The sequence below is a fragment of the Aquiflexum sp. genome (assembly GCF_977115555.1).
In genome coordinates this window covers 1-3,391 of the sequence record NZ_CDSBKL010000427.1, presented here as the reverse complement: position 1 = coordinate 3,391, position 3,391 = coordinate 1, and the positions used below count along the sequence as shown (strand labels likewise).

The 3,391-nt window shown below is 41.9% G+C and carries 2 protein-coding genes and 1 pseudogene; 2 read left to right on the top strand and 1 reads right to left on the bottom strand.

Annotated elements, in window-relative coordinates; all coding sequences use genetic code 11:
• Positions 1-736, bottom strand: a pseudogene (locus ACZFYI_RS17785) (peptidase M28); the annotation flags it as partial.
• 219 nt (positions 737-955) lie between these two features.
• On the opposite strand from ACZFYI_RS17785, the gene ACZFYI_RS17780 reads away from it, so the two are divergent.
• Together ACZFYI_RS17780 and ACZFYI_RS17775 are read left to right on the top strand one after the other, a co-directional pair.
• Positions 956-1,933, top strand: coding sequence for a phosphotransferase (locus ACZFYI_RS17780; protein WP_462525467.1), 978 nt, complete (start codon positions 956-958; stop codon positions 1,931-1,933).
• Positions 1,930-3,213 carry an ADP-ribosylglycohydrolase family protein gene (locus tag ACZFYI_RS17775; RefSeq protein ID WP_462525466.1) on the top strand — a complete coding sequence of 428 codons (1,284 nt, stop codon included), beginning with the start codon at positions 1,930-1,932 and terminating at the stop codon, positions 3,211-3,213. The genes ACZFYI_RS17780 and ACZFYI_RS17775 overlap by 4 nt, the downstream gene beginning before the upstream one ends.
• The last annotated feature ends 178 nt before the right edge of the window (positions 3,214-3,391 follow it).

Genomic DNA, 3,391 nt, shown 5'->3' with positions numbered 1-3,391 from the left:
TGCTGTATGAACCTGCCCGGGTATGGAAAACAGTACCAAAACTTCCCCTTGTTCCCGTAATCCTCAAACCGACTTCTTCTGCTAAAAGGAAAGCAGTCAGCTTTTGGTCAAGGTCACGTTGGGCGCGCATCTGTGCCAACATCTCCGGAGTATAGCGGGCATTATTGCCACCGATATTGATGGCCTTTCTGTCTTCCAATTCCTGTTCAGACCATCTTTTGGCTTCTGCTTCGAATGCAGGATTGAGCGTCAAAGTTACAGGAGCCATGACAACTTTCCCTTTGAGTTTACCTTTGTATTTTTCAAAATCGGCATCTGAATTGATTTCCAACAAGGTGACTTCTGATTCTACCAATCCATTGGTCCCGTCTGTCCAAGCCTTTGGATAGCCGATAACTTGGGCATAGTAAGGCAGTTTCATCGCGATATAAGATTTCTTCACATTCCATCCCCTGCCAAATTCCCCGTAGGAATCGATTTTGACATTGGAAAGTCCCCACTCTTGGAATTTCTCTGAAGTCCAAGCCCTTGCATTGCGTAAGTTAGTCGAACCGGAAAGTCTCGGTCCAAGGTAATCTGTTAGGTGAAAGGAAATATCTTGGATTTGAGATTTGTTGATGCCTTCGGTTTTGATTCTGTACATCATTTCCAAGTCCACTTTTTCTTGTGCAGATACTTGACCAAGGATTAGAAAAAAAACAAGGAATAAAGCCTTCAGTTTGTTGTGTTGGTTCATATTCTATTTGATTGAAATTTAATTTTTTATGACAAATGTCGGGTACTGTATATTTTTCATTTTGAGTTTGAATAATATTACAATAAAATAGATTCCCAAAACTATTAAATCAGAGATCTGTTTAATTGTTTCTTTAAATGAGAATCCAAAAATGTAAAAAAATCTAAATTGGTCTTTGCCATCAATGTAATATTCTAAATTCGTCTCAAATACTGTTTCATGATTTTACAGATTCCATTAAATCCCCTCCAAGAAAAATACCTCAGAAAGTCGGGCCTCCTCCAACCCGATGAAAAAATCCTTGAATACGGCAAAGCCGGAGATGGAAATATGAACGTGGTCGTCCGGCTAAAAACCGAAAACCGCAGCATTATCCTCAAGCAGTCCCGCCCATATGTAAACAAATACCCTACCATCCCGGCTCCTTTGGGCAGGATATTCATTGAGGATGATTACTATCAGATCATCAATAGCCATGATTTCCTGTCAGGATTTTCTCCTAAAATCATCCTTAGAGACAATAAATCTCATTTAGTGGCAATGGATGACTTGGGAATAGGTGCAGACTTCATTGGGATTTACAGCAAAAAAATAGACCTGTCTCTAAACGAAATCCATACGCTTGTAGATTACCTTTTTTCCCTTCACCAACTTGAAATCCACAATTTTCCGGATAATACCGAAATGAAAAAGCTGAACCATGAGCATATTTTTTTCTATCCTTTTATGGAGTTTAATGGCTTTGACCTCGACAGCATACAGCCGGGGTTGCAGGCCATGTCTATGAAATTCAAAACTGACCTGAAATTGAAAAATGCTGTTAAAGCCCTTGGGAAAAGGTACCTCGAGAAAGGCAAACACCTGCTCCACGGAGATTTTTATCCTGGAAGCTGGATCCGTGTTGACTCCGGTCTGAAGATCATCGATCCTGAATTTGCCTTTATGGGAGACGGAGAGTTTGACCTTGGGGTATTTATCGCGCATCTCAAAATGGCTAAAACAAATCCGGAAATTATCAATACCATCAAAAACCAATATGCTTCCAAGTCAATCATTGACCAAAAATTGCTCAACAAATACACAGGAACCGAAATGCTCCGAAGGCTGATCGGATTGGCGCAATTGCCATTGTCTTTGACTTTGGAAGAAAAATCCGAAATGGCGGAAGAAGCAAGAAACCTGATATTGAAACCATGAAAAATAAAATCATTGCTTCCCTCATTTTGTCTACTTCTCTTTGGACATATTCCTGCAAAAGTCCTGAAACCAAAACCGATCTGCCGGAAGAAGAAACCAAGCCTTTGAGCCTTACAGAGGCTGAACTCCGGGATAAAGTTTTGGGCATGTTGGTTGGTTCGGCAATAGGCGACGCCATGGGAGCTCCCACAGAAATGTGGTCACGGGAAATGATCAGCGCTGAATATGGTTTTGTACAGGACTTGGACTCAATGGTCAGGGAAGTTTCCCCCGAAGGGATCTGGATAGCCAACCTGCCTGCCGGTGGCACTACTGACGACACAAGGTGGAAGAAACTCGCTTTTGAATACCTTGCAGGAGAAAACCCAAAATCACTCGATCCAAAGCAGTTCGCCTCTCATATCCTCGCACAATTTGACGGGTATCTCGCTGAATACAAAACTATCAACAGCGAAACTGCCGGACCTTTTGAGGTAAATTCCCTCAAAGTGGGTTGGCTGCAGGAATGGGCAAAGGCTGCAAGACCTTATGTCAAAAATGACCTGAATGGCTACCAAATAGGTTTGAGTACATTCTATGGTGGAGAAATGGTCTGCGCAGGATTACTTTATGCGCCTTCGATCGGGGCGTTTTTTCCTGAGAACCCTGAAAAAGCCTATTCTGAAGCCTTCAAATTAGCCTTGTTTGATATCGGCTATGCGAAAGACATCACGGCACTTTCCGCAGCAATGACTTCAGCTGCCATGAAAAAGAACGCTACCCAATCCGAAGTGCTCGATGTCCTGCGTTCCGTAGATCCCGAAAAATACTTTGAAGCAAGGTTGGTGGGAAGGAGCTCCTACAAAATCTTGCAGACTGCCTTACAGATTGTGCAGGAAGCCAAAGCCATCAACGAAGCCAAGTTCACCACAGAAGAAGAAAGAATCTCCTATTCAAAAACATGGACACCTGAATACCTTCAACCTGCTTTTGAGCTCTTGGACAAACACCTACAGGACATGCCTTTCCACGCAGGAGAAATCCACCTGCAAGTACTGACGGCAATGATTTTTGCAGATTTTGATTTTGAGAAAACCCTTATCTTCCTTGTCAACTATGGCAGGGACAACGACACCACCGCAGCGATCGCCGGAGGGATTTTGGGCGCTTATTATGGTTTTGACCGCCTTCCCGAGCAGATGAAAAACCAAGTTCTCGAGGTCAATAAAAATGAACTCGACATCGACTTGGTGGAATTGTCGGAGAATATGACTGAGAATCTATTGAGGAGGTATAAGTGAGTGGGTTAAGGGTTAGTTGGTTAAAGGTTATTTGGCTATTAGAGATTGCATAGAAGTGTTTAAAAAGCAACAATATTATTACTAAAACCATAGCGTTAAATACCAAAATCACCGTGGTTTTAAAATTTATTAGAGAAATTATTTCAAGAAAAAGATGACCTTTAATAACAAATATCAA